Source organism: Prevotella sp. AGR2160 (genome assembly GCF_000424185.1).
In the GTDB taxonomy this organism is placed as follows: domain Bacteria; phylum Bacteroidota; class Bacteroidia; order Bacteroidales; family Bacteroidaceae; genus Prevotella.
The window spans coordinates 26,823-52,801 of the sequence record NZ_AUJK01000019.1 but is presented as its reverse complement, the minus strand read 5'-3'; the positions used below and the strand labels follow the sequence as shown (position 1 = coordinate 52,801).

Genomic DNA, 25,979 nt, shown 5'->3' with positions numbered 1-25,979 from the left:
TTCACCAAGACATCGTTGGCAATGTTCCAGATGAAGGAGAAGAGTTGGTTATATTGCGTCTGTTCCATATTATCTTTATTTCGTTTGCAAAGTTAAAGCATTTATTCATCATATGCAAATTTGACCTTAATTCCGCAACACTTTGATTTAACTTTATTTATAAGTACCTGAGCAACAAAAAGTTGCTCAGGATTTTGCCATGTCAGATTTTTCACCTATCTTAGTGTTGCAAATCAAAATATGTATCAAACCCGACAGACATGGCAAAGGTAGCAATAAAATCTGAGAAACTCTCTCCTTTTGGAGGTATTTTTCCAATAATGGAGCAATTTGATTCCAAGCTCTCATCTGTAATCGACTCAACCCTCGGTATGAGATGCAGGCTGTATGGTTATCAATACAGCGAAATCATCCGTTCGCTTATGAGCGTTTATTTCTGTGGCGGCTCATGCATCGAGGATGTCACCACTCATCTGATGTATCACCTCTCGCTTCATCCGACACTTCGCACATGCAGTGCCGACACGATTCTCAGAGCCATAAAGGAACTGACCCAGGATAACATTTTTTCATTCAATAATCTTGTAGCTTTGAAATAAAGTTATTATCTTTGTGGCAAAGAAAAAGATATGAACTTCTATCAATTCTATTTTGCAGAATACTGTATCGGCCCTTAGCTTCAAAGCATAGTTATGAATCAAGCCGATGTATTTGCCCGGCTTAAAAAGTCGGGCATAGGGGGAGGGTATTTCATAAAGGGCTACGATACTCTTCATACTTTCAGTAATGAATATGCAGATGGCCTTATAGATTATATGAAGGAGAATGAAGTGCTTGTATGAGTGTCTATCATTCTCAGATTATCCAGATGATATTTTTGATATGTTAGGAAATAGTTCAAATAGTGAAGACGGATGCTTTCCTGGTGGATGCTTTAGTCTCATATTAGTTATCGTGTGGCTTTATTTTTACTACAAGACAAAGTCGCCTGGCGATGGATTTGGCCATATCATCATCTATTCAATCGTATTTGCCGTAGTATATTTATTATTGGCATCGATTGTCATTATTGCTATTAGCCATTTCTTTAGGAACAGACCAGACTCCAAAGACCCCGGAGGTCATGAAGGCTGTTTATCTCTTCTCTTATCATTATTTAAAAGCAAACGTGATGAGGAGGATACGGAAGACGATGTAACCGATATCAGTCCCATTACTTTAGAAACCCATCATGCACAAACATCCGCAAGCAACGGAGCTTCACCCGTAAATTCTAGCCATGAAGGCTTAAAACAAAGCCAGACTTCACAGGATGGACAAAACTCTAACACTGGCGGCAAAGGATCAACAACAGACAACCCTACAAAACTTTATCTTACTGAGCAGCAATTTACGAATCTCAAGAATGCTGTAAACGAGCTTATGGATTATTGTCAAGAAGTTGGGAAGGACAAAGAAATTTACGATTACATCATTGACCTTACCAAAAAGTCTAATCCTATATACGACATGCCAGAATTCACTATATCTGTGAATGTGCCGGACATGTTTTATGGATTAGCTATGAAAGATGTCTTCTCTTGTATGGCAAGCATGGGATTCGCAATTTCAACCCTTTATGGTGGCACGTTTAATTTAGATGGGACACCTAAGATCAACTGCAAGCGATTTGAAGGACAGGCGTTGCTTGCCCTGATGATGCTCAGTAATGACAAATTCCTGGACTATTCAAAGTTCAGGTCCTTGTTAATTTCATACATGTCTGGCAAAGACTGTAAAGAAATTACTTCTGCAGAGAGGTCACTAAACGACTATCTTCAATCGAGCACCTCTGTCAGTACAGAAGAAGCTGAAGTGAAAGATTATCAGGTTGCCCTGATTTTGAAAAGTATAAGCTGAGACGAGGAAAGTCAGAAATACAAAAAGATACTTTACAAAATAGCTTTTTGCTTTGCCTATGCTGATGGGACGCTCTCGACAGAAGAGAAACTATTTCTTAAGCAACTGGGCAATGATGCTGGTATTATTGAAGTTGGTATTACGGTAGACAGTGCTTCTGATGAATCACTGGATAGTCTGGATCATCTCATTGGACTGAAGGAAGTAAAAAATGATATTAAATCGCTGGTCAACTTCATAACCGTCAACCAAAAAAGGAAGACGCTGGGTATGAAGGTACCCTCTGTGTCCTATCACTGTGTTTTTACCGGCAACCCAGGTACGGGAAAGACAACAGTAGCCAGAATATTGGCAGGGATTTACAAAAATTTGGGTATTGTAGAAACAGGACAGCTTGTCGAGACAGACCGCTCCGGTCTTGTTGCCGAGTATGTAGGCCAGACCGCCGTAAAAACCAATAAGATAATAGATAAGGCTATTGGTGGGGTGTTGTTTATTGACGAGGCTTATTCCCTAGTTCAGGGAGGAGACAACGATTACGGTAAGGAGGCTATCTCTACACTCCTAAAAAGAATGGAAGATGACAGGGATAAACTTGTCGTTATCCTTGCTGGCTATACCAAGGAGATGGAAGACTTCATTAACTCTAACCCCGGACTGCGCTCACGCTTCAGCAGATACATACATTTCCCTGATTACACCGCTGAGGAACTGTTCCAGATATTCGAGTTGAATATGCAGAAGTTTGAATACCATCTTTCTGACGATGCTAAACCTTTTCTCCAGAAACTATTAGAAGAAAGAGTCGCTCATAAAAGAAAAGACTTTGGTAATGCACGAGAAGTTCGAAACCTATTCGAGAAAGTCGTCGAGTCACAGGCTGATAGATTGCAAAAATCAGGTGATATGACCAAAGAAATGCTCTCTGAAATTAAGATAGATGATATCAGAAATGCGATATAAATGAATTAGCAATCGAAGACGATGTCATTTCCCTACGATATTCAGCACGATGTATTCCGACTGCGTGGCGATGCGGAACTTCGCGCCCCAGATACCAAGGCCACTGCTGACATAATACTGCGTATGGCCTTTGCGCAACGGACCGAAAGCATCCTCGTAGACGGCATCCGTGATCCAATTGAGCGGCCATACCTGTCCGTGATGGGTATGTCCCGCAAACTCAAAGTCAACGCCGTTGCGCTCTGCCTCCTCGAGATGATAAGGCTGATGATCCAATTCCAAAAGGAAACGTTGGTGATCAACGCCTTTCATAACGGCTGATAACGGTTTGCGATGGAGATTCGTACGGTCATCACGGCCTATCACCGTAATGCTGTCAACATCCGTGTACGCGTCGCGCAAGACATGAATACCCGCTTCCTTACAAAAGAGCAAGTCGTTGCTGACGCCCGTATAATAATCATGATTGCCGAGACAGGCATAGACGGGAATGCCCAACCGCCGGAACTCCTCTGCCATCCGCGTCTCTGCCACAGGACGATAGCTGCCGTCGATGAGATCCCCGGCAATAAGGATGGCGTCGGGCTTCTCCGCTTTCAACAGTTGCAGCCAGCGACGGAGGTCACCGCGAGTACTGTGATAACCGAGATGAATATCACTGACGAGCACGAGCTTCTTCGGTCTGCCTATAGCCTTCTCTGTCTTCACCGTCATCTCCACGCGCTTCTTATCCTCATAATGCCGCCAGGAAAAGAAGAAAAGGGCCGTGAGTCCCACAGCCATGACGGCTGTCGTGATGCCATTCTCCCGCACCGCCGTGACAGGCACGAAGTGGCAAAGGCGGAGGATGTCGAGGACGAGGAAGATCATAAAGAGATAGAGCAGAACGATCAGCCATGACGTGCCGATCTCATAGGTCGCCGTTGCCAGCGCCATTGGCCAATGGTTGATCACGCCCGACATCGCCACGAAGAACAGGATAAACGCCAGCGCCATCAGTGCCACGACCGTGATGCGAAGCGCCGGAATAGCCGGCAATAGCTGCCACGTCCGCCAGGAGATATATCCCTGCGCGAGAATCGGCAGGAGGAGGAAAATGAATATCGCGAGCCTCTGCATGTTTACTATATTTACTGTTTCTAAATATTATATTTACGACTCATAAACGACATATTTACGAGTTGTAATCAACATAGTTATGTTGATTGGCGTGACAAATATAGATATTAAGTTTGATACCACCAATTTTTCTTACATTTTTTATCATTTTCATCGGCTGCTATCCGTGAATTATATCATCTTCTTCAAAAATACTATAATCGTGGTATTTGTACATTTTATAAAATGTCGTAACTTTGCAGCAAAATTTAAAATTGATGATTATGAAACTACAGAAAGATTTCCTTCGCAATACAGACGTAGCGCTGTTGTTGCTCCGCCTCACCATCGGTGGGCTGATGCTTTTCCACGGTATCCATAAGCTCCTCGTCGGAGTAGGCTTCATCGGTGACATGCTCGCCGCCCTCGGACTGCCGACATTCATTGCCTGGTTCTCCGTCGCCGCGGAAGTGATCGCCTCGCTGATGCTTATCGTCGGTGCGTGGACGCGCCTCGCCGCCATTGTCTTCGTCGGCAATATGGCCGTAGCCATTCTCATGGCCCATTCCTCCATGATCTTCTCCGTTGATCCGATGACGGGCGGCTGGGCCATTGAACTGCCGATGCTCTATCTCCTTGGCGCCGCCGTCCTCTTCTTCTCCGGTGCCGGGAAATACGCGCTGACAAAAGGAAGCATATTGGACTAAAAAAACATAAAACTTTTGCCAACTTCAAAAATAATATTTATCTTTGCGATAAACTAAATAGATATGACGTTTAAGTATCAAAGACAAATTGGATACTGTGGGCGGCCTGCGGCATCAACCGGCCGGAGAGCGGGAAACTGACGGTGCCCTCCGCCATCAACGCCCAGGACATCCAAGTCTTTGTCGTCCGCAAGGACGGCGCTTATCTCTATCTGCCGAAAGAGAATCAGCTCAAGCCAGTCAGCAAGGCTGACCTGCGCAGCGCCGTCGCCGGCCGTCAGGCTTTCGCCGCCACGGCTCCCGTCTCTTTGGTACTCGTGAGCGACCATAGTAAGTTTGGCAATCTCCCCGCTGCTGCCGCCAGCCGCATGGGTGCCGTCGACTGCGGTTATGTATCTCAGAACATCTGTCTCATCTGCACGGCTCTCGGACTGAACACCGTGCCGCGCGCCACCATGGATACCGATGCCCTGAAAAAGGCACTCGGGCTCGGCGAACAGTATGATCTGATTATGAACAGCCAGATAGGTTATCCGAAAGAATAAATGAATAAGCATTATCACGACTTGTTCATCGATCTTGATGACACGCTCTACGACACCTACGGCAACAGCATGATTGCCCTGCGGAAACTCTTCGACGAACGGCAATGGCAAAAGGTCATGCCCTCCTTCGATGCCTTTCGCGAGGCTTACTACGAGACGAATCACGAGGTATGGGAGAAGTATGCCCACGGCAAGATTGACCGCGACACCCTCATCGTTGAGCGTTTCCGTCAGCCCGTGACGAAGATGATCTCGCAGTGTGGCGGCGACACCTCCTTCATCTCTGACGCCTGGTGCGTGGCCGTCAGCGACCGTTACGGCGACATCATCTCCCGCGAGCCGGGCATCGTGGAGGGAGCCCGTGACCTGCTCGTTGATCTCAAGGCGAAAGGTTATCGGATGCATATCTGCAGCAATGGCTTCCACGAGGTGCAATACCGGAAACTGCGGTCGAGTGGCCTCGAACCTTTCTTCACGACGGTCATCCTCAGTGAGGATGCCGGCGCCAACAAGCCCCGCAAGGCCTTCTTCGACTATGCCTTGGAGAAAACGGGCGCCAAACGCGAGGCGACGCTCATGATCGGTGACCATTACGACACTGACATCGCCGGAGCCCTCCATGCCGGTATCGACGCCATCCTCTTCAACCGCTGGCAGATAGACGTAAAGGCCCTCGATCCCCAGCCGCAGTATGTCGTCAATCATCTCTCCGAAATCAAAAGCATCCTTCCGTAAAAAATTGTTTCCGTCACTTGCAGGGGCCGTCCCTTGTGGCGGCCCGATGCCGGTACGGCATTCACCATGACAACGGTGGATCATTCGGCGTAACCGCCGACGGGCCGCCACAAGGGACGGCCCCTGCAAGTGGAAGAATAAAGGATCCGAAATACAAACACGTCATTTACGAAAATATCTCAATGAGATAAAAAATTATCTCATTGAGATATTTTTGTAAACAAGGCATTTAGATTGGCGGAACATGATAAATCAAGTCCCTACGTTTAATTCTTTACTTTTTTACTTCTTTACTTTTAAACTTCATTCTGTCGAATCCCATGCCATAGACGGCACTGACACTGCTCTGGGAGACAAAGGCATGGGGATCGATCTCATCGATGACACGGAAGATGTCACGGCGCTGCGTGCGGCGCGCGATGATAAAGAGCATGCCCACGGGCTTGCCGGTGTAGAAGCCATGGGCGTCGATGAGCGTGCAGCCACGGTCGATCTCATCGTTGATGGCCCGTCCGATCTTCTCCCACTGGTCGGAGATGACAAAGAACTGGACACTGCCGCGACGGCCATTGACGACATAATCCACGCAGGCCGACATCACGAAGAGTACGATATAGCCGTAGATCACTTTCTCCCAACTGCCAATGATGAGATAGGACGACGTAACGATCGTCAGGTCGCAAATCAGGATGACACGTCCGAGACTGATGTCGCGGTATTTATGCACCATCGCCGCAATGACATCACTGCCGCCGCTGCTGGCGTTGCACATCAGCGCCAGGCCCATGCCCACACCCATCAACAGTCCACCAATGAGGCAGGCCAGAAAGGGCTGGTCGGCAAAGAGGGGCTGAACGCCGCCCGACTGCAGCACGGAAGTCATCAACGTGAAGATACATACGGCGAAGATCGTGCGGAAGCAGAATTTCCATCCGAGGATCACCAGTGCCGCAACCAGCAGGATGGCATTCAGCGTGAAATACGTGTACTGTACGGGGATGCCGACACTCCAAAATACCAGGGAGGAGATACCGGGGAGACCGCCGATCGTGATGTGATGGGGCAACAGAAAAGTACACCACCCCAAAGAGCCGAGCACCATGCCGAAAGCAATGGTCAACAGGTCTAATACCAGGCGCCATGACGCCCGTGATTTCTTTCTCGTCATCTTTTCAGAAGATTATACGTTTATGGTTGCAAAATTAATAAAAAAAATGGTAACTTTGCACCTCGTTTGGAAGAAACATTGTTGGGATTAAAAGAATCAGATTATGACAGATAGGAATCAAGCTATCATCCGTACGAGCGGTATCGGCATTGCCGCGAATATCCTCCTGGTCATCTTCAAGGCCATCGTAGGTTTCATTGCCGGGTCCATCGCCATTGTCATGGATGCCGTCAACAACCTCAGTGATGTCCTCTCGAGTGTCATCACCATCGTCGGCACCAAGCTATCGGCTCGTCCGGCCGACAAGGAGCATCCCTTCGGCCACGGCCGCATCGAATATTTCTCAGCCATTCTCATCGCCGTCCTCGTGCTCATCGCCGGTGTCTCGTCCATGGTGGAGAGCGTGAAGAAGATTATCCACCCCACCCCGCCGGAATATTCCACCGTGACACTCATCGTCATCATCGTGGCCATCATCATCAAACTTTTCCTCGGACGCTATGTCAAGCGACGCGGCGAGGAGCTCAACAGTGACGCACTGAAAGCCAGCGGCGCTGATGCCCTCTTCGACTCCGTCGTCACCACGGGCACGCTGCTCACGGCCCTACTGATGCTCTTCACGGGGATCGACCTCGACGGTATCGTCGGCGCACTCATCGCCTGCGTCGTCATCAAGGCGGGCTACGACATGCTCATCGCGCCCGTCAGCCAGCTCCTCGGCACGCCGGTGCCGGCAGAACTGAAGCAGGGCATCATCCAGGAAGTCCTCAAGGAACCGGGCGTCAACGGCGTCTTCGACGTCATCCTCAACTACTACGGTCCCTCAACAATCATCGGCTCCCTCCATGTCAGTGTCCTCGACACGACGACGGCCCGCGAGATTCATCTCCTCACGCGGCATATCAGTGATAAGCTGTGGCAATGCCACGGCATCATCGTCACCGTGGGCATCTACGCCATCAACTCCAGCGAGCGTGACCAGCAGCTGCGCATCGCCGTACTCCATGAAGCCGTCAGCCAGCCTCATGTGATGCTTTGCCACGCCTTCTATGTCTTTGAGGATAAGAAACTCATCACCATCGATATCATCCCCGACCGCGACGTCACCGATGACGACCGCTTCCGCAAGGCCATCACCGCGCATTTCGAGGAGAAATTCCCCGGCTACAAGTTCGACGTGGATATCGATCACATATATTAATAAGGTGAACCCTGTCAAAACAAAAATCCTCCCCGAACTATCAAAATAGTTTGGGGAGGATTTTTTATAGTGAATAAATCGGTTTACTTCGTGGCGCGCATGATGATCTCAGCGTGATTGCCGGAAGAGAGAATGACCGTCTTCAGGAAGTTAGCAATATCCTGACCCGTGACGGAAGCAACGGTCTTCTTGTAATCCGTGAAAGAGTCACGGCCGTAGTCCAGGGCATCAACGAGGATTCCCAACCAGTAGTCGTTGTCCTTAGCGTTGACATCAGCCTGCTTGAGGAGAATCTCCTTTACTTTCTGCAGATTGGCGGCATTGGGATCGGTAGATGCCTTCTTCATACCGATGAAGAAATACGGCAGAGCCTCATCGACCTTCGCAGGGTTGAGCATGGAGACACCGATGACAGAATAGACGGCTTTCTTATCCGGCGTCGTAGCAACACGCTGGGTTGCTCCTGCGTAGTAAGCGGCGCTGAGCTTCTCACGGATGCTGTCGTTATAATCCATTTCGAGCAGACGGGCAGCGATATCATTGAGCACATCGTTGCGGAGCGTATAAGCGACAGGGTTGGAACGCCAGTACTCACGGGCCTGCGACTGAGGATTCTCCATAGACTTCGTAAACAGGTTCTTCACCTCTCCGTTATAGGTCGGATAAGGCATAACCTTCAACGTCTCGCCCTTCTTGGACGGCAGAGATGCGATATAGGTCTGGATCAGCGGCTTCAGGGAGTCAACGTTGAAGTTACCGACGAAATAGAACGTGAAGTCGGCGGCATTGCCATACATCTTCTTCGCCAAAGCGAGAATATTGTCGTAGTTGGCAGCCTTCACGTCATCGGCAGTGAGCACACGGCTGTAGGCGTCATGGCCGGTAGTGGTACGGAGGACGGAGTCCTGATAGACGATGTTCGGATTCTTATCCTTATCCTTCAGAATATTGATGAGATACTCACGGGAGTTGTTCACGCTCTTCTCATCCTTCTTCACGGCCGTGAAGTCGAGGTAGACGAGCTGCAGCAATGTCTTCAGATCCTTCGGTGTGGAAGAGCCGTTGATCAGACGACGGTTGTCGGTGAGGGAGAAACTCGTGCTGGCCTGCTTGCCGGCAAGAGCCTTCGTGAGTTCCGTATTGGAGAAATTGCCCAGACCGCTGGCGTTAAGCGCCTGGTCAGCCAACTGATAATCGGGGAAAGAGAGATCCTTCTTCACGGCGAGCATACCACCATTGGCACGGGCGAGGAACTTCACCTCGTCGTCCTTGAAGTCGGTCTTCTTCAGCACCACACGGGCGCCATTGGAGAGCGTCATGACGGTGTAGCCAAGTTTCTTATCTTCTACGGTCTTCACAATCTTGCCGGCTTTCGGCTCCTGGGCGATGAGCGGCTCCTGCTTTGTGTTGTCCACCCATGCGGTGACCGTAGCGGTCTTCGCCTTGTCGAAAGCAGCCTTCAGACTGGCCTCCGTGGGGATCTCCACGCCTTCCTTGTCCTGCATGGAGACGAGGGTGACGAAGTTGGAGTCCTTCAGGTTGACGAGTTCCTTAGCAGCCTCGTTGATTGCCTCAACGGGAATATTCGGGACAATCATCTGATAGATCTTATACTCATCTTCCACAGAGGGAATCGGCTCCTTCTCTACGAAGTTGTCGACATACTGGCTCGTGAACTCCTCATTCTTCATCTTGTTGCGGTTGCTGTAAGCCTTCTCCTCGGCAGAGAGGAAGTCAGCCTTCGCACGGGCGTACTCCGTAGGCAAGAAACCGAAGTCATGGACACGCTTCAGTTCCTCCAGAGCAGACTGGAAAGCCTCAACGGTCTTGCCGGGTTTCGGCAGGAGCTGAAGGGTGAAGGCATCCTCCGTACGGCTGACGAGATACTGGCCATCGTAGGCGCTGGCGCCGATATAAGGACAGGAAGCATCCTGAGAGAGTTCGGAAAAACGCTCGTTGAGCATGCTGCTGATGACGTTCTTCGCATAGTCCTCTATCATATATTCCATATTGCCTTTCAGAGAGTCGGGCGTAGCCTCATGCTTCAAGAAAGACAGGATGAGATTCTGCTGCTGTTCCTTATCCTTATCGACGACGATGATCGGCTGGGCATTATCGGGAACGGCAACAGGAACGACCTTGGCGGCATTCTTCGGCACCGTGATGCCGGAGAAAAGTTTCTTGATGGTGGCCTCAATCTTGTCGACATCGACATCACCAACGATAATCAGCGCCTGATTGTCGGGACGGTACCATTTGTGATAGTAAGCACGCAGCACATCGGGCTTGCAACCGTCGACAACACTCATCAAGCCGATCGGCATACGCTCGCCGTACTTGCTGCCGGGATAGAGCTTCGGCAAAGCACGCTCGAGGATACGCTGCTGGGCAGTCATGCGCATGCGGTACTCGTTGTGGACCACATCACGCTCATCGTCAATGGCTTTCTGCGTCAGGGAGATACCGTTGCTCCAGTCCTTCAGAATGAGCATGCAGGAGTCGATGGCCGTGGCACGCGTCGTCGGTACATTGGTGAAATAATATACCGTCTGGTCAAAACCGGTATACGCATTGAGGTTGCTGCCATACTCCACACCAATCGACTGGAGATAGTTGCGGAGATTATCATCCTTGAAATGCTCCGTACCGTTGAAGGCAAGGTGCTCAAGGAGATGGGCCAGACCGCGCTGGTCGTCATTCTCCTGCAGTGATCCTACTTTCTGGGCAATGTAGAAACTGGCTGTATGTTCAGGATACGCGTTGTGACGGATGTAATAGGTCAATCCGTTACTCAGATGGCCGATCCTGACGGCCGGATCTGTAGGGATGGGCGGCATCTGCTGGGCTATCGCCTGCACCATGCCGAGCAGCAAGAGCGCTGCTGAAAATAGTAGATTTCTTAGTCTCATCTCTTGAGGTTTATAAGATTCAGTACGTAAAGTTGTTGCAAATTTAAGAAAAAAGGCGGAGAAAACAATTTTTGATTTTGTTTTTTACGATATTTATTGTACTTTTGCAAGGAATTTAACGAATATAAATATTAAAGTTCATCAATCATATGGGAAAAATCATCCTCACAGGTGACCGGCCTACGGGTCGCCTGCATCTCGGACACTATGTAGGATCTCTGCGCCGCCGCGTGCAGTTGCAGAATGAAGGAGACTACGACCGCATGTTCGTCTTTATGGCTGACGTGCAGGCGCTCACCGATAATGCCGACAACCCGGAGAAGATCCGACAGAATATCGTGGAGGTAGCCCTCGACTATCTCTCCGCCGGCCTCGACCCGAAGAAATGTACGCTCTACATTCAGAGTCAGATCCCCGAGCTCGCCGAACTGACAACATATCTGATGAACATCGTCAGCGTCAGCCGTGTGCAGCGTAACCCGACGGTGAAGACGGAAGTGAAGATGCGCGGCTTCGGAGAGAACTCTGTACCATTGGGCTTCTTCTGCTACCCCGTGTCACAGGCTGCCGACATCGCCTGCTTCAAGGCCACGACAGTACCCGCTGGCGAGGACCAGGCACCGATGATCGAGCTCACGCGTGAACTCGTCAATCGCTTCAACCAGATCTATGCTCCCGTCCTCGTGGAGCCTTCGCTGATGTTGCCGGAGAATGCCGTGGCGCGCCGACTCCCCGGTACCGACGGAAAAGAAAAGATGAGCAAGAGCCTCGGCAACTGTATCTATCTCTCTGATGATGCCAAGACAGTAGAGAAAAAGGTGAAAGGCATGTATACTGATCCTACCCATCTCAATGTCTCCGATCCCGGTCATGTGGAAGGCAATGCCGTATTCACTTATCTCGACGCTTTCGCCACCGATCAGGACTTCGCTGACTTCTGGCCCGACTTCAAAAATCTCGACGAACTGAAGGCTGCGTATACCGCCGGTGGTATCGGGGATATGAAGTGCAAGAAACTGTTGATGAAAGTCATCAACCGTATGCTCGACCCGATCCGCGAGCGCCGCGCCCAGTTTGAACAGGATATTCCTGAAGTCTTCAACATTCTGAAGAAAGGCAGCGAGCAGGCCCGCGAGGTCGCCGCTCAGACGATGGATGAGGTCCGCAAGGCCATGCGCATCGATTACTTCAACGATGCCGCCCTCATCCAGGAACAGGCTGAGAAGTTTAAGAAGCAATAACAGCCTCTACCACCACCCACCACTACAGCCTCTCCCCCAACCCCTCCCCGAAAGGGAGGGGAGTAAAATGTCTATTCCCTTCGTAGGGACATAATTTATTATGTTCCGTCCCCAATAATACTTAAACATGAAACAAAGACTCTCCCTCAAATCAGCGATAAGACATATCACTCTCCTCTCCCTTCGGAGAGGGGTTGGGGGTGAGGCTTTTACGCTCGCTATCCCCAGCATCATTTCCAATATCACGGTGCCGTTGTTGGGCCTCGTCGATATGGCGATTGTCGGACATATCGGTGACGCACGATATATCGCTGCCATCGCCGTGGGATCGATGTTCTTCAATGTCATCTACTGGATCTTCGGTTTTCTGCGCATGGGCACGGGTGGCATGACCTCACAAGCCTATGGCCGCAAGGATTTCGCGGAGACTCTTCTCGTTCTCTTCCGTACCCTCGCCATCGGCACGGGCATGGGACTGCTTTTCATTATCCTTCAACAACTGCTCATCGCCCTCGGCTTCGCGTCGATGGCACCGGCAACGAATATCCGCAGTCTAGCAAGTATCTACTGCCATATCGTCATCTGGGGCGCCCCTGCCGTCCTCGGCCTCAACGGACTCACGGGCTGGTATGTGGGCATGCAGAACACGAAGGTGCCGATGATCGTCTCTATCTTGCAGAATATCATCAACATCATCGCCTCTCTCTCCCTCGTCTTCGCCTGCCATCTCGATATCGCCGGCGTGGCGTGGGGAACGGTCATCGCACAATGGAGCGGCTTCCTCCTCTCGTTGTTGATTCTTAAACGGTATTATCGTCAACTCGGTCGCTACCTCCGTCAGTCAACGGAGACTTCGCTCTTGCATAAAATCTTCGAGGCATCGGCCATGAAGCAATTCTTCGTGGTTAACAGGGACATTTTTGTACGCACGCTCTTCCTTGTCGCCGTCATGCTGTTTTTCACATCGGCCGGGTCGCGCCAAGGAGCCATGATTCTTGCCGTGAACACACTGCTCATGGAGTTTTTCACGATATTCTCTTATTTCTCTGATGGCTTCGCCTATGCCGCGGAAGCCCTCGGCGGGAAATACTATGGTGCCCGCAACAGAACCATGTTTCAGGAACTGTTGCGGGCACTCTTCAAGATCGGCTTTCTTTTGGCCGTCCTTTTCACCTTATTATATATAGGGGGCGGACGATGGCTGCTCAGACTGCTGACCGACGACAAAGGGGTATTAACCGCCGTTGGCCCGTACTTCTGGTGGTCTACACTCATCCCCGTAACGAGTATTGCGGGATTCCTGCTCGACGGCATCTTCGTGGGCATCACGAATACGAAAGGCATGCTCGCCTCTTCCGTCAGCGCCGCCATGGTGTTCTTCCTGGTATACTTCGTCTCTTTCCCTTTCCTCGCCAACCACGGTCTGTGGCTGGCCTTCATCCTCTATCTCATCACCCGTGGTGCCGTAGAAGCCATTCTGCTCCACCGTAGGGACATGATTCATCATGTTCCGTCAAACCAACGCGATGCTTAAAGGGCTGACGGTAATGAGCCGCTGCTTATAAAGATCACCGACGGCACGCTTGAAGACTTTCTTACTGACATGGAAGCGATCATAGATATCATCGGCAGCACTCTTGTCACCAAGATCGCAATGACCGTCATGATCCTTGAGATACTGCAACAGTTCATCAGCAAAGCTCTTGGTCTGTCGCATTCCCGTAGGCTGCAGCGCTACGTCGATCTTTCCGTCATCACGAACAGTAGAGATATATCCCTTCACACGGTCACCGGTATGCAGAGGCTGGAAGATCTGATCATCGTAGAGCAGTCCGGCAAACTTGTTATCCACAATCACCTTGAAACCAAGATCCGTCTTCTGCCATACGAGGAGATCGACAGCGTCGCCATGTTTATACGTCGGCTTCTCTTCGGAGAAGAAATGCTCCACTTTCGCCGAAGCGACAATGCGGTAACTGTCCTCGTCGATATGGATATAGACGATATAGCTCTCGCCGATCTCCATCTTCTTCTTCATCTCACGGAACGGACAGAACACGTCCTTCAGCACGCCCCAGTCGAGGAAAGCACCAAACTTATTCACCCAGTTCACTTTGAGGTAAGCGAAATCACCAACCTTGGCCAGCGGTGTCTCCGTGGTAGCGATGAGTCGCTCATCCTGATCGAGATAGAGGAAACAGCGCACGTCATCTCCGGGCTTCACGCCTTCGGGTACATATTTCTGTGGCATGAGGATCTCGCCCTCGTCGCCACCGTCAAGGAAAATACCGAATACTTCCTTGCCATTGAAGGCATGCGGGTCCTCACGCTCGGCCACCTTTGTCATCTTCAGCGTGTTGTAATCGCCGAGTTTCAGTGTTGTCTTCATATCGTCTCCTTTCCTTCTTGTTCGCTGTTGCTTTCTGTCCCGTTCTGGTCCTCAGAAACAGTCAGTTCTATCAACCGGCCATCTTCCATGTGGATCGTTCGGTCCGTGATCTTCGCCAAATTTTCATCGTGGGTAACAATGACAAAGGTCTGGCCAAATTTATCGCGAAGGTCAAAGAAAAGTTGATGAAGCTCTGCCTTGTTCTTCGAGTCCAGACTTCCCGACGGCTCATCGGCGAGGATGACGGCAGGATTATTGACAAGGGCACGGGCGACGGCGACACGCTGTTTCTCTCCGCCGGAGAGTTCATTGGGCTTGTGAGAGGCACGATCACCGAGTCCCATGAAGTCCAGCAGCTCCTCTGCACGCTCCTTCGCTTCCTTACGGCCCTTACCGGCGATGAAGGCGGGGATCATCACATTCTCCAGGGCCGTAAACTCCGGCAGCAACTGATGAAACTGGAAGACGAAGCCGATATGCTGGTTGCGGAAGTCTGCCAGCTTCTTCGCCGAGAGACTGCTGACATCGGTGCCGTCAATAACGATGGTACCTGTATCGGGCTTGTCAAGGGTTCCGATAATTTGCAACAAGGTTGTCTTGCCGGCACCCGAAGGGCCGACGATACTCACGACCTCTCCCTTGTCGATATGGAGGTCGATGCCTTTAAGCACCTGCAACGTGCCGAAAGACTTGGTAATATTCTTTACGTCTATCATTTTTTTCGTAGTTCTATCGTTTTCTATTGTGTTCTATTGCGAGCTATTGAGTTCTATTGCGAGCTAGAGTGGGCTATCCCCGTTTCAACCATTTTATCCGCTCCGCCCAAGGATGATCACGCAGCCACTCCCACAGACTCTGTTCCTCCTGGTGCTTCGGCTCGGCGAACGTGATCTCGTCGGAGCCCTTGCCATATTGATCGGGGAAAATAATAATCAGATTCGTACCGGAGAAATAACGGTCCAGCTCTTCCGGCAGATGTTCCTGGGCGTTCTTGTAAGATACCGTTCCCTTACGAGCGGTGATGACGACAAAAAGATGATCATCGGCGATCGTAGAGGCCAAATTCGGCAACTCATTCCAGTGATCCATCTCTGTCATCTCACTGCGCACACTCGGATGGACATTCTGCACATAGGCATTGATCAGGGCTAGCGTGTCACGACGACCGTAGAACGTGATGCGGCATTCGAGATTTTCCGCCAGACGACAAAGCCGTTCGAGCCAGCGATAGAATCCTGGCTCATATTCTGCTCTTGAAGGTACGGCAACCTGGATAAGACGAATCGTGTTCAGTGGCTGGCGGATACGGGCCATCATGATCTGACAGTTGAGTCCGTTGAAGAGACTCTGATGGAAATCACCCCAGAAGGTAGATGAGTTCTCCTTATGCATATGCATGCCGATAATGATCTCGGAAGCCTTATACTCATTGAAGGCATGCTTGATGCCATTGGCGATGTTCGCGGCGATGCGCACCTGCGTCTGGATGGGCACGTCGGCCGCCGAGACGAGTTTCTCACAATGTTCCAACAGCCGTTCACCCTGCTCTTGGTTATACCGCATATTCGCGTCATCATAGACCACATTCAATGCAATGAGACCACGGTTCAAATGCGGGTTACGCACAAGCATAGCCAGGGAGATGAGGTTATCGGCATACTCTGGATATTTCACGGGCACAAGGATAAGTTCGTCGTCGGCTTTCCTGTGCCGGGGCTCCGACGGCAACTCCTTGGCATGGAGAATCATCTGCCGTGACGCCCAGTCGGTCATCACCGAAGAGATCACACACGTCACGAGAATCATGATCACAACACCATTGAGCATATCGGCATTGACGAGGAAACCGCCACCGGCGACAGGCAGTGTCATACCCACCATCACCATTGCGATTGCTCCTGCCGCATGAGCGGAAGTAAGACCAAACATCATATGACCAGCCAACAGCGGCATGCGGAAGAGCCGTTGGGAAAGATAGGCTGCAAGCGCCTTACCAAGTGTGCCTGCTACAACGATCCAAAAGACAACCCACAGGATCCGTCCGCCCTGGAAGAGCAGTCGTACATTGATGAGCATGCCCACACCTATAAGAAAGTAAGGTATGAAGATCGCATTGCCAATAAACTCGATACGGTTCATCAAGGGTGACAGACGCGGGATATACCGGTTCAGGATCAAACCCGCAAGGAAGGCACCGAAGATTCCCTCCACGCCTGCCATGTCGGACAGCGCCGCACTCATGAAAAGGATGGCCATGACAAAGATAAACTGCATCACCGAGTCACTGTAGCGCCGCAGGAACCAGCGCGTCAGCCGTGGGATCAGCCAGATCATCGCGGCAACATAAACGATAAACTTCACCGTGAAGAGCAGCCAGAACCACCCACTGCTCGTGCCTTGATGGGCGGCAACGATGGCCGCGAGGACCACAAGTGCCACCAAAAGGGAAAACATGCTGGAGCCGACACTCAGTACGACACTCGCCTTTCGCTGCAGGCCATAGCGGGCAATAATCGGATAACTGATCAGCGTGTTCGATGCCATGATCGTGCCCAACAACAAGGACGCCGCCATCGTATAGTCGAGGAAATGGAGTCCGATGAATGCCGTGAGGACAAAGGGAATGATAAAGGTGACGAGACCGAAAATGAGAATACGGTACTTGTTGCGCTTGACACCCTCCATATCCATCTCCAAGGCAGCGAGAAACATGATATAGTAGAGTCCGACGCGTCCGAAAAGTTCGAAGGAGGCATCACGCACAAGGATGTTCAACCCATATTTTCCCACGAGCACACCTGCCAGGACCATCCCCACGATATGGGGAATGCGCAGCTTACCCATCACGATCGGGGCGAAGAGAATGATCAGCATCACCACGAAAAAGATGAGCGTGGGGTCTGTAATGGGAAAATATGATGAGATATTGAACATATTCGTCGGGTTTTGTTTGCAAAGTTACACAAAAAGTTGTACTTTTGCAAGCAATATCTTTGTACAACTAAAAAATTTTGATTATGAGAGTAGCTATTGTAGGAGCGAGCGGCGCAGTAGGACAGGAATTCCTGCGTATCCTCGCACAGAGAAACTTCCCCATGGACGACCTGGTATTGTTCGGTTCCACACGTTCCGCAGGACGAAAATATAACTTCAAGGGTAAGGACTACGAGGTCAAGCTCCTTCAGCACAATGATGACTTCAAGGATATTGACATCGCCTTCGTCTCCGCCGGTGGTGGCACTTCCGCCGAGTTCGCCGAGACGATCACGAAATACGGCTGCGTGATGATTGACAACTCCAGCCAGTGGCGTATGGATCCCGACGTGCCCCTCGTGGTGCCGGAGATCAACCCCGAGGATGCGCTGAACCGCCCGAAGGGAATCATTGCCAACCCGAACTGTACAACGATCATGATGGTCGTCGTGCTGAATCCTATCGACAAGCTGAGCCATATCAAGAAGATCCACATCGCCTCCTATCAGAGTGCCAGCGGTGCCGGTGCCGCTGCCATGGCCGAACTGCAGCAACAGTATAAGGAGATGGTGGAGACGGGTCACGTGAGCACCATCAATAAGTTCCCCCATCAGCTGGCCTATAATGTCATTCCGCAGATTGACAAGATGACGCCCAATGACTATACAAAGGAAGAGATGAAGATGTTCAACGAGACGCGTAAGATCATGCACAGTGACGTGCGCACATCCGCTACCTGTGTCCGTGTGAGCAGCCTCCGCAGCCATAGCGAGAGCGTATGGTTTGAGACGGAGAAGCCGTTGGAGATCAAGGATATCCAGGAGGCACTGAAAAAAGCCCCCGGCGTAACGCTCGTTCAGGATCCCAACGACCAGTATGTCTATCCGATGCCGCTGGAGAGTGCCGGCAAGGATGACGTCTTCGTAGGCCGTATCCGTAAGGACCTCGCCGACGACAACAGTTGTACGCTCTGGCTCACGGGTGATCAGATCCGCAAGGGTGCTGCCCTCAATGCCGTCCAGATCGCTGAGTGGCTGATTAAGAACGAGAAGAAATAGAAAACTCACGCACTCCCCTCCCCTTCAAGGGAAGGGGAGTTATCATTAACTACCGATTACTACTATTCTTTTTAAGATTATTTTGTCAATCACAAAAAATATTGTACCTTTGCACCACACTTTCATAAAAGACTCTATTTTTTGCTTTTGCGCTTGTGGCGGAATTGGTAGACGCGCTAGACTTAGGATCTAGTGATTTCGGTCGTGCAGGTTCGAGTCCTGTCAGGCGCACCCGTAAAAAAAGCTATTCTATACAAAAGAAACAATTCTTTTCTACTTCACGACAAAACCATCCCTATTCTTCGTTTTTTGACTCCCTACCCTCTTCCCGTAAATGCTTACCTTTGCACAGACAACAACAGAACTAAAAAATGAACCTTATGAAGAAATTATTCATTACCACTTCTACCCTCTTGCTGGCCCTCACCGCCACGGCGCAGACCAACAGCGAAGACGTCGAAAACGCTTATCCTGGTTACAAACTCGTTTTTCATGACGAGTTTGACAAGGACGGCAGACCCGATCCCGATATCTGGCGCTTCAAGACGGGCTTCGTCCGCAACCACGAGGCACAGTATTATCAGGCTGACAACGCCACGGTGAAAGATGGCAACCTCGTCATCGAGGCCCACCGGGAGAGCGTGAAGAACGACAAGTATGTTGCCGGAAGCAGCGACTGGAAAAAGAAGGACGAATACAGCACCTACACCTCTGCCTCCATGGTCTCCCGCGGCAAGACGAGCGGCGATGCCGTCAGCCGTCTCACGGGATCTTTGTGCAGAACGGAAAGAAAGTTGTGCGGTAAGCGGATAACAAATGTTACGATTGTCCCTACGACCTTACCGGTAACATCTGTGATCGGAAATCTCCTATCTTAGAAATCCTTTGATCCTATTGTGGGTGGCCGCCATGTTGCGGCCACGCAAGGAAGATGGGAAATTTATAGGGAAATAATTACCTGTGAATCATTCAGATTAGGTTCTGTTGGCAAGAGTTTTGCACCTTTGTCAACAGAAAGTTTAGTCATTAAAAACAGAAGATTATGGAAACAAAAGGAATTGAGACCAGCAAGGTATTCGACTACAAGAGTCTGATTGATTACAAGAAAGGTGAGGTAGTAGAGAAGATGGTGACGTTCGTCAGTGGCGGCGGCGTGGAGCTGAAGGCTGCCGATGCCGGTACGGAGATCGCGGAGCACAGCGTTCCTTTCCAGGCCACGCTCTACGTCCTTGACGGTGAGGCTGCCGTGACGATAGAAGGCAAGACCTATCATCCCCATACGGGCCAGTTGCTCGTCGTCCCCGCCAATGCCCATCACAGTCTGAAGGCCGAGCAGCGCTTCACCGTCCTCCTCTCCGTCATCAAAGCGTAGGAGATGATTCATCATGCTCCGCCATACTGACACGGCTGTATAGAAACTGATAGAATTTGAAAGACAGAGTAACCGATGAATACAAATGTTCATGGTTACCCTGTCTTTCTATATCTACCTCTTTCTTGCAAAAAAAATATTACCTTCCTCTTTTTGAACACCAGGTAAAGGTTTATGACGCTCATGGAAATCAGCAAGCAGACAATCGGTGGAGAATTCGCGAATCTGATGCATTTTTATAATCCATTGATTATCAGATAGATAAAAATTAACGTAAAATCAGCGAGGTTTAAACCGTATGATTATGCGCATAACCATGTAAAATAAGGTTCTGTCTTCGATGATTATGCAAAAATCTCCGTCATTTTCCGACCATAAACAACGTGTTTAGCGGTCGTAAACACCATAGATAATTTTCTAAACACGTTGTTTACGAAATTCTGCACGAAAGATAGAACCGTATCTCCGCAAGACACGTTCGTCGGGACGCCATTTTCGAGGTCTATCACGCTAGAACTGAAATCCAGACGACGAAATTTTAGGCGCAAAAAAGAGGTAGCAGAGCATTTGAGTGACTGTTTTTCCACTCTACGGTGGAAACAAGAAAGACAAAGTAACAAATAAAACATACACTCCACTGTATATGTTTTTGTCTGTTACTCTGTCTTTTTCATTGAAGGCGGAACATGATGAATCATGTCCCTACTTCACAACCTTCTTGTTGCCCATAATGACGAGCTGGCCCTTGGCGGGAGCAGCAACGCGCTGACCCATGAGGTTATAGCAGCGAGTGTCATTCTGTGTGTTGGCAGCGACGGTGTTGATGCCGGTCGTCGTTGCGTTCAACTTGTTGCGCATAGCCTCAATCTTGGCAACGGTGAGATAGCCGTTGTTGACGAAATAATCCGTCAGCGCCTGCTGAAGATTGCTGATCGTGGACGGCTCCTCGCCGAGCATGTTACGGAAAGAATAAGCGAGGAGCTTATAGTCACGGAACTCACGGATCTGCATGTTGTTCGACTTCTGATAGTCGGCAGCGATATCCTTCCAGGAAGCGCCGCAGAGACCGGCGATGACGCCGCAGATCACGCCCGTACGGTCTGTTCCGAGACGGCAGTGGATCTGGAACGGTGCGGGATGCTGGTCAGAGATGATAAAGTCAACAATTTGGGTCATCCAGTCGCCAAACTCCTTACTGTTGGATTTGGCATAGACATAGTTGTAAGAAGGAATCAAGTCGTTGGCATTGACAATGAGTACGTTGCCGTTGTCAATGATCTTCTGATAATAAGCGGGGATTGTCTCCTGGTAAGTCGTGTTGTTGTCAGAGACATAGGATGTCAGCGTATTCGTCTCATCTCCGGAGAGACAGATGTCGGACTGGATTCCTTTGGCTGCGGCATATTCGTCAACAGTAGCCAGACGGGCATGCTCTGTATCGATATCCTTGTATTTCTCCTCGCTCTCGCTGCGCGAAGCCTTGAAAGGATGATAGGAACGGAAGAGCTGCGTCGTGCCGGGGACGAGACGGAAATTGGAGATGGCTGCGCGGTCCTCCTCCTTCGTGAGATCGAAGTCCTTCAGCGGACGGACAGTACCGGCAATCTCACTGTTCTTCTTGATCTGATCGAAGTCATCGGTAGAGAAGACAATGATCATGTTCTTGTCGGAGGTGTGGAACTCATAGCCGTCGGTGAGCCAACTCGGCGCAAAGAGCCAGTTGCCGTTGATGACGAACTTATACTCGGGCTGACCGGAGTTACCGGGGATATTCACCTTGTCGTAAGGAACGGTGACATACCAGCACTTGCTCTCGCTGTCGTAGGAGAGCTTGTAGTCGTCAAGCTTCTTCCAGCCATTGAAAGAGCCGCAGACATAGGCGGACGTGATCGTCTCGTTGGGCCAGTAGCCATCGTCAACACAGTAGAGGAACGTGATGGTCTTGTTCGTCGGATCATCCATGAAGCAGCGCTTCTTGTCGGCTGTCGTAGGGTTGAGGGCCAGGGCCGGTACTACCATAAGCAGCATCAACAGGGCCATACAGAGTTTCTTACCGATCTGATTTCTTTTTTGGGTAAACATTTCACTAAATCGTTTCATTTAAACTTCGTTTTTACTTGTGTGTGTCGTTATCAGCTGAAAACTGCTGCAAATTTACCCCACTGATATGACAAACCAATAGCCGTTCCGTTTCGATTGGGTGACAATGCTGTGACAGGCAGGGACATGATTCATCATGATCCATCCAACGGAACATGATGAATCATGTCCCTACATTTACTTTTTCACTCTTTTACTTCTTTACTTCTTTACTTTTTTGTATCTTTGTACACGAAACCAAAAGACAAACAAAACCAAACAACAGATGAAACTAACGATGATGAACAAACTCAGGGAAACTATGGCGACGATGGCCTGCCTCGCGCCCCTCGCCCTCTCCGCGCAGACGTTCACGGAGTGGCACGACATGCAGGTCAACGAAGTCAACCGCTTCCCCGTGCATGCCGACTTCTTCTCCTATGACAATACGAAGGATGCTGACGCCCTGCATAACGAAGACCGTTCAAAATCCACAAACTACCTCAGTCTCGACGGCAAATGGAAGTTCAATTGGGTTCCCAATGCCGACGAGCGCCCTACAACCTTCTTCGAAAAGAACTTCGACGACGAGGGCTGGAAGAGCATTGCCGTCCCCGGCATCTGGGAAGTCAACGGCTATGGTGATCCCGAATACGTGAATATCGGTTTTGCCTGGCGCGGACATTTCAAGGAGAACCCGCCCGCTGTTCCGACGAAAGACAATAACGTCGGCTCCTACCGCCGCGTCATCACCATCCCCGACAACTGGAAAGGCAAGCAGGTCATCGCCCATTTCGGCTCCGTCACTTCCAACATGTATCTCTGGGTCAACGGACAGTTCGTTGGCTATACCGAGGACAGCAAGGTCGCTGCCGAGTTTGACATCACGAAATATCTGAAGAAAGGAGAGAACCTCATCGCCTTCCAGACGTTCCGCTGGTGCGACGGCTCCTGGGATGAGGACCAGGACTTCTGGCGCCTCGCCGGTGTGGCCCGTCACTGCTATCTCTATGCCCGTGATAAGAAACACCTGGAGGATCTCCGTGCCACGCCCGACCTGACCAACAACTACGCCGACGGTACACTCGCCATCCATGCGAAGACCACCGACGGCAGTCTCTCTTTCTCCCTCCTTGATGCCCGCGGCACCGTGGTGAAGCGCATGGCGAATGTCAAGGCCAAGGACGGAATGGTCGATGCCACGATGACGATCCCCGGCGTTCATCCGTGGACGGCAGAGACACCTTATTTATATAGTCTCGTTGTAGAAGGAAGTAAGATGACGACGCCCATCCATATCGGTTTCCGAAAGGTGGAGATCAAAGGCGCCCAGCTCCTCGTCAACGGCAAACCCGTACTCATCAAAGGCGCTAACCGCCACGAGATGGATCCCGACGGCGGATACAATGTTTCCCTGGCCCGTATGACCCAGGATATCCAGATCATGAAGCGCCTCAACATCAATGCCGTCCGTACATCCCATTATCCTGATGATCCGCGCTGGTATGACCTCTGCGACAAGTACGGACTCTATGTCGTGGCCGAAGCCAACCAGGAGAGCCACGGCCTCGGCTATGCTGACGATGCCATCTCCGGCACGCCGCTCTTCGCCAAGCCGATTCTTGAGCGTAACCAGCATAATGTCAGTCTGAACTTCAATCATCCGAGTGTCATCATCTGGAGTCTCGGCAATGAGACACGCTATTCGAAGAACTTCGATGATGCCTACAACTGGATCAGACAACAGGACAAGAGTCGGCCCATTCAGTATGAGCAGGCCGGAAAGACGGGCTATGCCACGGATATCTTCTGCCCGATGTACTATCCCGTAGCAGACTGTGAGCAGTATGCCAAGGATTCTACGACGACACGCCCGCTCATCCAGTGCGAGTATAACCATACGATGGGCAACAGCGGCGGTAACCTTTCCGACTACTGGCAGCTCATCCGTAAATATCCGAAATACCAGGGTGGCTTCGACTGGGACTTCGTCGACCAGGCACTGCATAAGTATATCAATCCCTCCGGCGTCGGTGGCTATGAACAAGGATACACTTCGTCTACCGACAATACGGCGCTTGCCGAACTGAATAAAAAGGCGGCTTCCCTGGAGCCCGGAACAGGCAAGCAGGAGGAATACTGCTATGGCGGCGACTACAACAATTATGATCCGAGTGATAACAACTTCAACTGCAACGGCCTCATCGGACCCGACCGCCAGTTGAACCCGCACGCTTATGAGCTCGCTTATCAGTATCAGAATATCTGGGCATCCGTGAAACAGGTGGGTGATCTGACTTCCGACAACAGTGAGGAACATTTCATTGATGTCAATGTCAAGAACGAGTTCTTCTTCCGCGACCTGAGTAATGTCCGCATGGAATGGACGCTGCTCAACGACGGCAAGCCAATCCAAAACGGAACAATCGACAACCTCGATATCGCGCCGCAGCAGACGAAGACTTATCATCTCACAGGACTGAATACGGGTAAGGACGACGGTGAACTGCTGTTGAATGTCGACTTCAAACTCAAGAACGCCGAACCGCTGATGGCCGCCGGTCAGACCATCGCTTATGCACAACTCGGCGACAAGGACAGTACTACCGGCGCTATAAACGGACTGATCACGCTCCTCAACGCACAGACGAAAAAAGCCGACCGCAGCTATTTCCAAAAGGTGAAAGTCAACAACCCGAAGGAAGGCTATGAGCTCACGCTCTCAACCGACAAGGCAACGCTCGTTTGGGACAAGACCAATGGACTGTTGAAACAGTATACCGTCGATGGACAGAACCTCCTGGCTGACAGTGGCACCATCAAGCCGAACTTCTGGCGCGCCGTCACCGATAATGACATGGGTGCCGGCTTCCAGAAGCAGTTCGCCGTATGGAAGAACCCGAAGATGAACCTCGTCGATATCCATGTGGAGAAAAACAACGACAGCCACTGCTATGATGTCGTCACCTATTATGACCTGCCGGAGGTGAAAGCCCATCTCACGCTCATCTATTCACTGGAGAATACCGACGGCAAACTCGCCATTCAGGAATATCTCGAGACAGAGAAAGGGGTACAGCAACCGGACATGCTGCGCTTCGGTCTCGTGGCCCAGCTCCCCTACTCTCTCGATCAGAGCGAGTACTACGGTCGTGGCCCCGTGGAGAACTACAGTGACCGGAAGGAATGCATGCGCGTAGGTATCTACCGACAGACTGCCGATGAGCAGTTCTTCCCCTATATCCGTCCGCAGGAAACCGGTACAAAGAGTGACATGAGATGGTGGAAACAGACTGACAGGAATGGTCGGGGATTCAAGGTGACAAGTGACTTTAATCCGTTCTATGCCTCCGCTATACATTATAATATAGAGGATCTCGACGAAGGAATGGAGAAGCACCAGCGCCACAGCTACCAGGTCAAGAAGTCAAAGTTCACGAACCTCTTCCTCGACGGTGAACACTACGGTGTCGGCGGTGAAAACTCCTGGGGCGCCTGGCCGTTGGAGAAATACCGCGTCCATTACGGCGACAAGTCCTTCACCGTTGTCATCACGCCTATGTAAGCCTCTCCCAACCCTCCCCCAAGGGAAGGTCTAACGTAGGGACATAATTTATCATGTTCCACCCCGCACAACAAAAA

The 25,979-nt window shown here is 50.6% G+C and carries 20 protein-coding genes, 1 tRNA gene and 1 pseudogene; 15 read left to right on the top strand and 7 right to left on the bottom strand.

All coding sequences use genetic code 11. From position 1 onward, the window contains the following. Positions 1-260: 260 nt before the first annotated feature. From G604_RS0110620 to G604_RS14195, 4 genes and pseudogenes are all read left to right on the top strand, one after another. Positions 261-566: pseudogene (locus tag G604_RS0110620) on the top strand (IS1380 family transposase); the annotation flags it as partial. Between the two features lie 126 nt (positions 567-692). Continuing rightward, positions 693-842 carry a DUF3791 domain-containing protein gene (locus tag G604_RS15720; protein ID WP_081657748.1) on the top strand — a complete coding sequence of 50 codons (150 nt, stop codon included), beginning with the start codon at positions 693-695 and terminating at the stop codon, positions 840-842. Beyond that, the gene (locus G604_RS0110610) at positions 826-1,899 is read left to right on the top strand and encodes a hypothetical protein (protein ID WP_036905386.1); all 1,074 of its coding nucleotides are present in this window, start codon (positions 826-828) and stop codon (positions 1,897-1,899) included. The genes G604_RS15720 and G604_RS0110610 overlap by 17 nt, the downstream gene beginning before the upstream one ends. 270 nt (positions 1,900-2,169) lie before the next feature. Next, positions 2,170-2,862, top strand: a complete 693-nt coding sequence (locus G604_RS14195; protein WP_051220364.1) for an AAA family ATPase — start codon at positions 2,170-2,172, stop codon at positions 2,860-2,862. Positions 2,863-2,886: 24 nt separating this feature from the next. Here G604_RS14195 and G604_RS0110600 read toward each other — a convergent pair whose 3' ends face one another. Then, the gene (locus G604_RS0110600) at positions 2,887-3,981 is read right to left on the bottom strand and encodes a metallophosphoesterase (RefSeq protein WP_028910548.1); all 1,095 of its coding nucleotides are present in this window, start codon (positions 3,979-3,981) and stop codon (positions 2,887-2,889) included. Positions 3,982-4,244: 263 nt separating this feature from the next. Between G604_RS0110600 and G604_RS0110595 the strand changes: the two genes are divergently transcribed. From G604_RS0110595 to G604_RS0110585, 3 genes are all read left to right on the top strand, one after another. Further along, the gene (locus G604_RS0110595; protein ID WP_036905409.1) at positions 4,245-4,667 is read left to right on the top strand and encodes a DoxX family protein; all 423 of its coding nucleotides are present in this window, start codon (positions 4,245-4,247) and stop codon (positions 4,665-4,667) included. 92 nt (positions 4,668-4,759) lie between these two features. Then, a complete protein-coding gene (locus G604_RS14190; protein ID WP_081657747.1) occupies positions 4,760-5,212 on the top strand; it encodes a SagB/ThcOx family dehydrogenase in 453 nt (150 codons plus the stop codon). Beyond that, complete coding sequence (locus G604_RS0110585; RefSeq protein ID WP_028910546.1) at positions 5,213-5,947, top strand: YjjG family noncanonical pyrimidine nucleotidase; 735 nt, start codon at positions 5,213-5,215, stop codon at positions 5,945-5,947. A 274-nt stretch (positions 5,948-6,221) separates the two neighbouring features. Here the strand turns inward: G604_RS0110585 and G604_RS0110580 are convergent, their stop codons facing one another. After that, positions 6,222-7,115 (bottom strand): YitT family protein, encoded by an 894-nt coding sequence (locus G604_RS0110580; RefSeq protein ID WP_028910545.1) that lies wholly within the window; start codon positions 7,113-7,115, stop codon positions 6,222-6,224. Between the two features lie 103 nt (positions 7,116-7,218). Here G604_RS0110580 and G604_RS0110575 point away from each other — a divergent pair, with 103 nt between their 5' ends. Next, entirely contained in the window at positions 7,219-8,316 is a 1,098-nt protein-coding gene (locus tag G604_RS0110575) for a cation diffusion facilitator family transporter (RefSeq protein ID WP_028910544.1), read from the top strand. Between the two features lie 83 nt (positions 8,317-8,399). Here G604_RS0110575 and G604_RS0110570 read toward each other — a convergent pair whose 3' ends face one another. Beyond that, positions 8,400-11,225, bottom strand: a complete 2,826-nt coding sequence (locus G604_RS0110570; protein WP_028910543.1) for a M16 family metallopeptidase — start codon at positions 11,223-11,225, stop codon at positions 8,400-8,402. Positions 11,226-11,374: 149 nt separating this feature from the next. On the opposite strand from G604_RS0110570, the gene trpS reads away from it, so the two are divergent. Together trpS and G604_RS0110560 are read left to right on the top strand one after the other, a co-directional pair. Next, on the top strand, positions 11,375-12,466 hold the full coding sequence (gene trpS, locus G604_RS0110565) for a tryptophan--tRNA ligase (RefSeq protein WP_028910542.1): 1,092 nt from the start codon (positions 11,375-11,377) through the stop codon (positions 12,464-12,466). 127 nt (positions 12,467-12,593) lie between these two features. After that, positions 12,594-14,000 (top strand): MATE family efflux transporter, encoded by a 1,407-nt coding sequence (locus G604_RS0110560; protein ID WP_081657746.1) that lies wholly within the window; start codon positions 12,594-12,596, stop codon positions 13,998-14,000. Here the strand turns inward: G604_RS0110560 and G604_RS0110555 are convergent. From G604_RS0110555 to G604_RS0110545, 3 genes are all read right to left on the bottom strand, one after another. After that, positions 13,980-14,855: a S1 RNA-binding domain-containing protein gene (locus G604_RS0110555; RefSeq protein ID WP_028910540.1), complete on the bottom strand. Its 876-nt coding sequence runs from the start codon at positions 14,853-14,855 to the stop codon at positions 13,980-13,982. The genes G604_RS0110560 and G604_RS0110555 overlap by 21 nt on opposite strands. Then, positions 14,852-15,571, bottom strand: coding sequence for an ABC transporter ATP-binding protein (locus G604_RS0110550; protein ID WP_028910539.1), 720 nt, complete (start codon positions 15,569-15,571; stop codon positions 14,852-14,854). The genes G604_RS0110555 and G604_RS0110550 overlap by 4 nt, the downstream gene beginning before the upstream one ends. Before the next feature lie 73 nt (positions 15,572-15,644). Then, positions 15,645-17,789: a cation:proton antiporter gene (locus G604_RS0110545; protein ID WP_028910538.1), complete on the bottom strand. Its 2,145-nt coding sequence runs from the start codon at positions 17,787-17,789 to the stop codon at positions 15,645-15,647. 83 nt (positions 17,790-17,872) lie between these two features. Here G604_RS0110545 and G604_RS0110540 point away from each other — a divergent pair, with 83 nt between their 5' ends. The 4 genes from G604_RS0110540 to G604_RS0110525 all read left to right on the top strand — a co-directional run bounded on the left by G604_RS0110540 (position 17,873) and on the right by G604_RS0110525 (position 20,258). Then, positions 17,873-18,886 (top strand): aspartate-semialdehyde dehydrogenase, encoded by a 1,014-nt coding sequence (locus G604_RS0110540; protein WP_028910537.1) that lies wholly within the window; start codon positions 17,873-17,875, stop codon positions 18,884-18,886. A gap of 149 nt (positions 18,887-19,035) precedes the next feature. Then, positions 19,036-19,117 (top strand) — tRNA-Leu (locus tag G604_RS0110535). Positions 19,118-19,266: 149 nt separating this feature from the next. After that, positions 19,267-19,764: a hypothetical protein gene (locus G604_RS14185; protein WP_155941926.1), complete on the top strand. Its 498-nt coding sequence runs from the start codon at positions 19,267-19,269 to the stop codon at positions 19,762-19,764. A 164-nt stretch (positions 19,765-19,928) separates the two neighbouring features. Beyond that, positions 19,929-20,258 (top strand): cupin domain-containing protein, encoded by a 330-nt coding sequence (locus tag G604_RS0110525; RefSeq protein ID WP_028910536.1) that lies wholly within the window; start codon positions 19,929-19,931, stop codon positions 20,256-20,258. A gap of 702 nt (positions 20,259-20,960) precedes the next feature. Here the strand turns inward: G604_RS0110525 and G604_RS0110520 are convergent. Next, complete coding sequence (locus tag G604_RS0110520; RefSeq protein WP_028910535.1) at positions 20,961-22,340, bottom strand: tyrosine-protein phosphatase; 1,380 nt, start codon at positions 22,338-22,340, stop codon at positions 20,961-20,963. Between the two features lie 298 nt (positions 22,341-22,638). Between G604_RS0110520 and G604_RS0110515 the strand changes: the two genes are divergently transcribed. After that, on the top strand, positions 22,639-25,902 hold the full coding sequence (locus tag G604_RS0110515; RefSeq protein WP_028910534.1) for a glycoside hydrolase family 2 TIM barrel-domain containing protein: 3,264 nt from the start codon (positions 22,639-22,641) through the stop codon (positions 25,900-25,902). Positions 25,903-25,979: the final 77 nt, after the last annotated feature.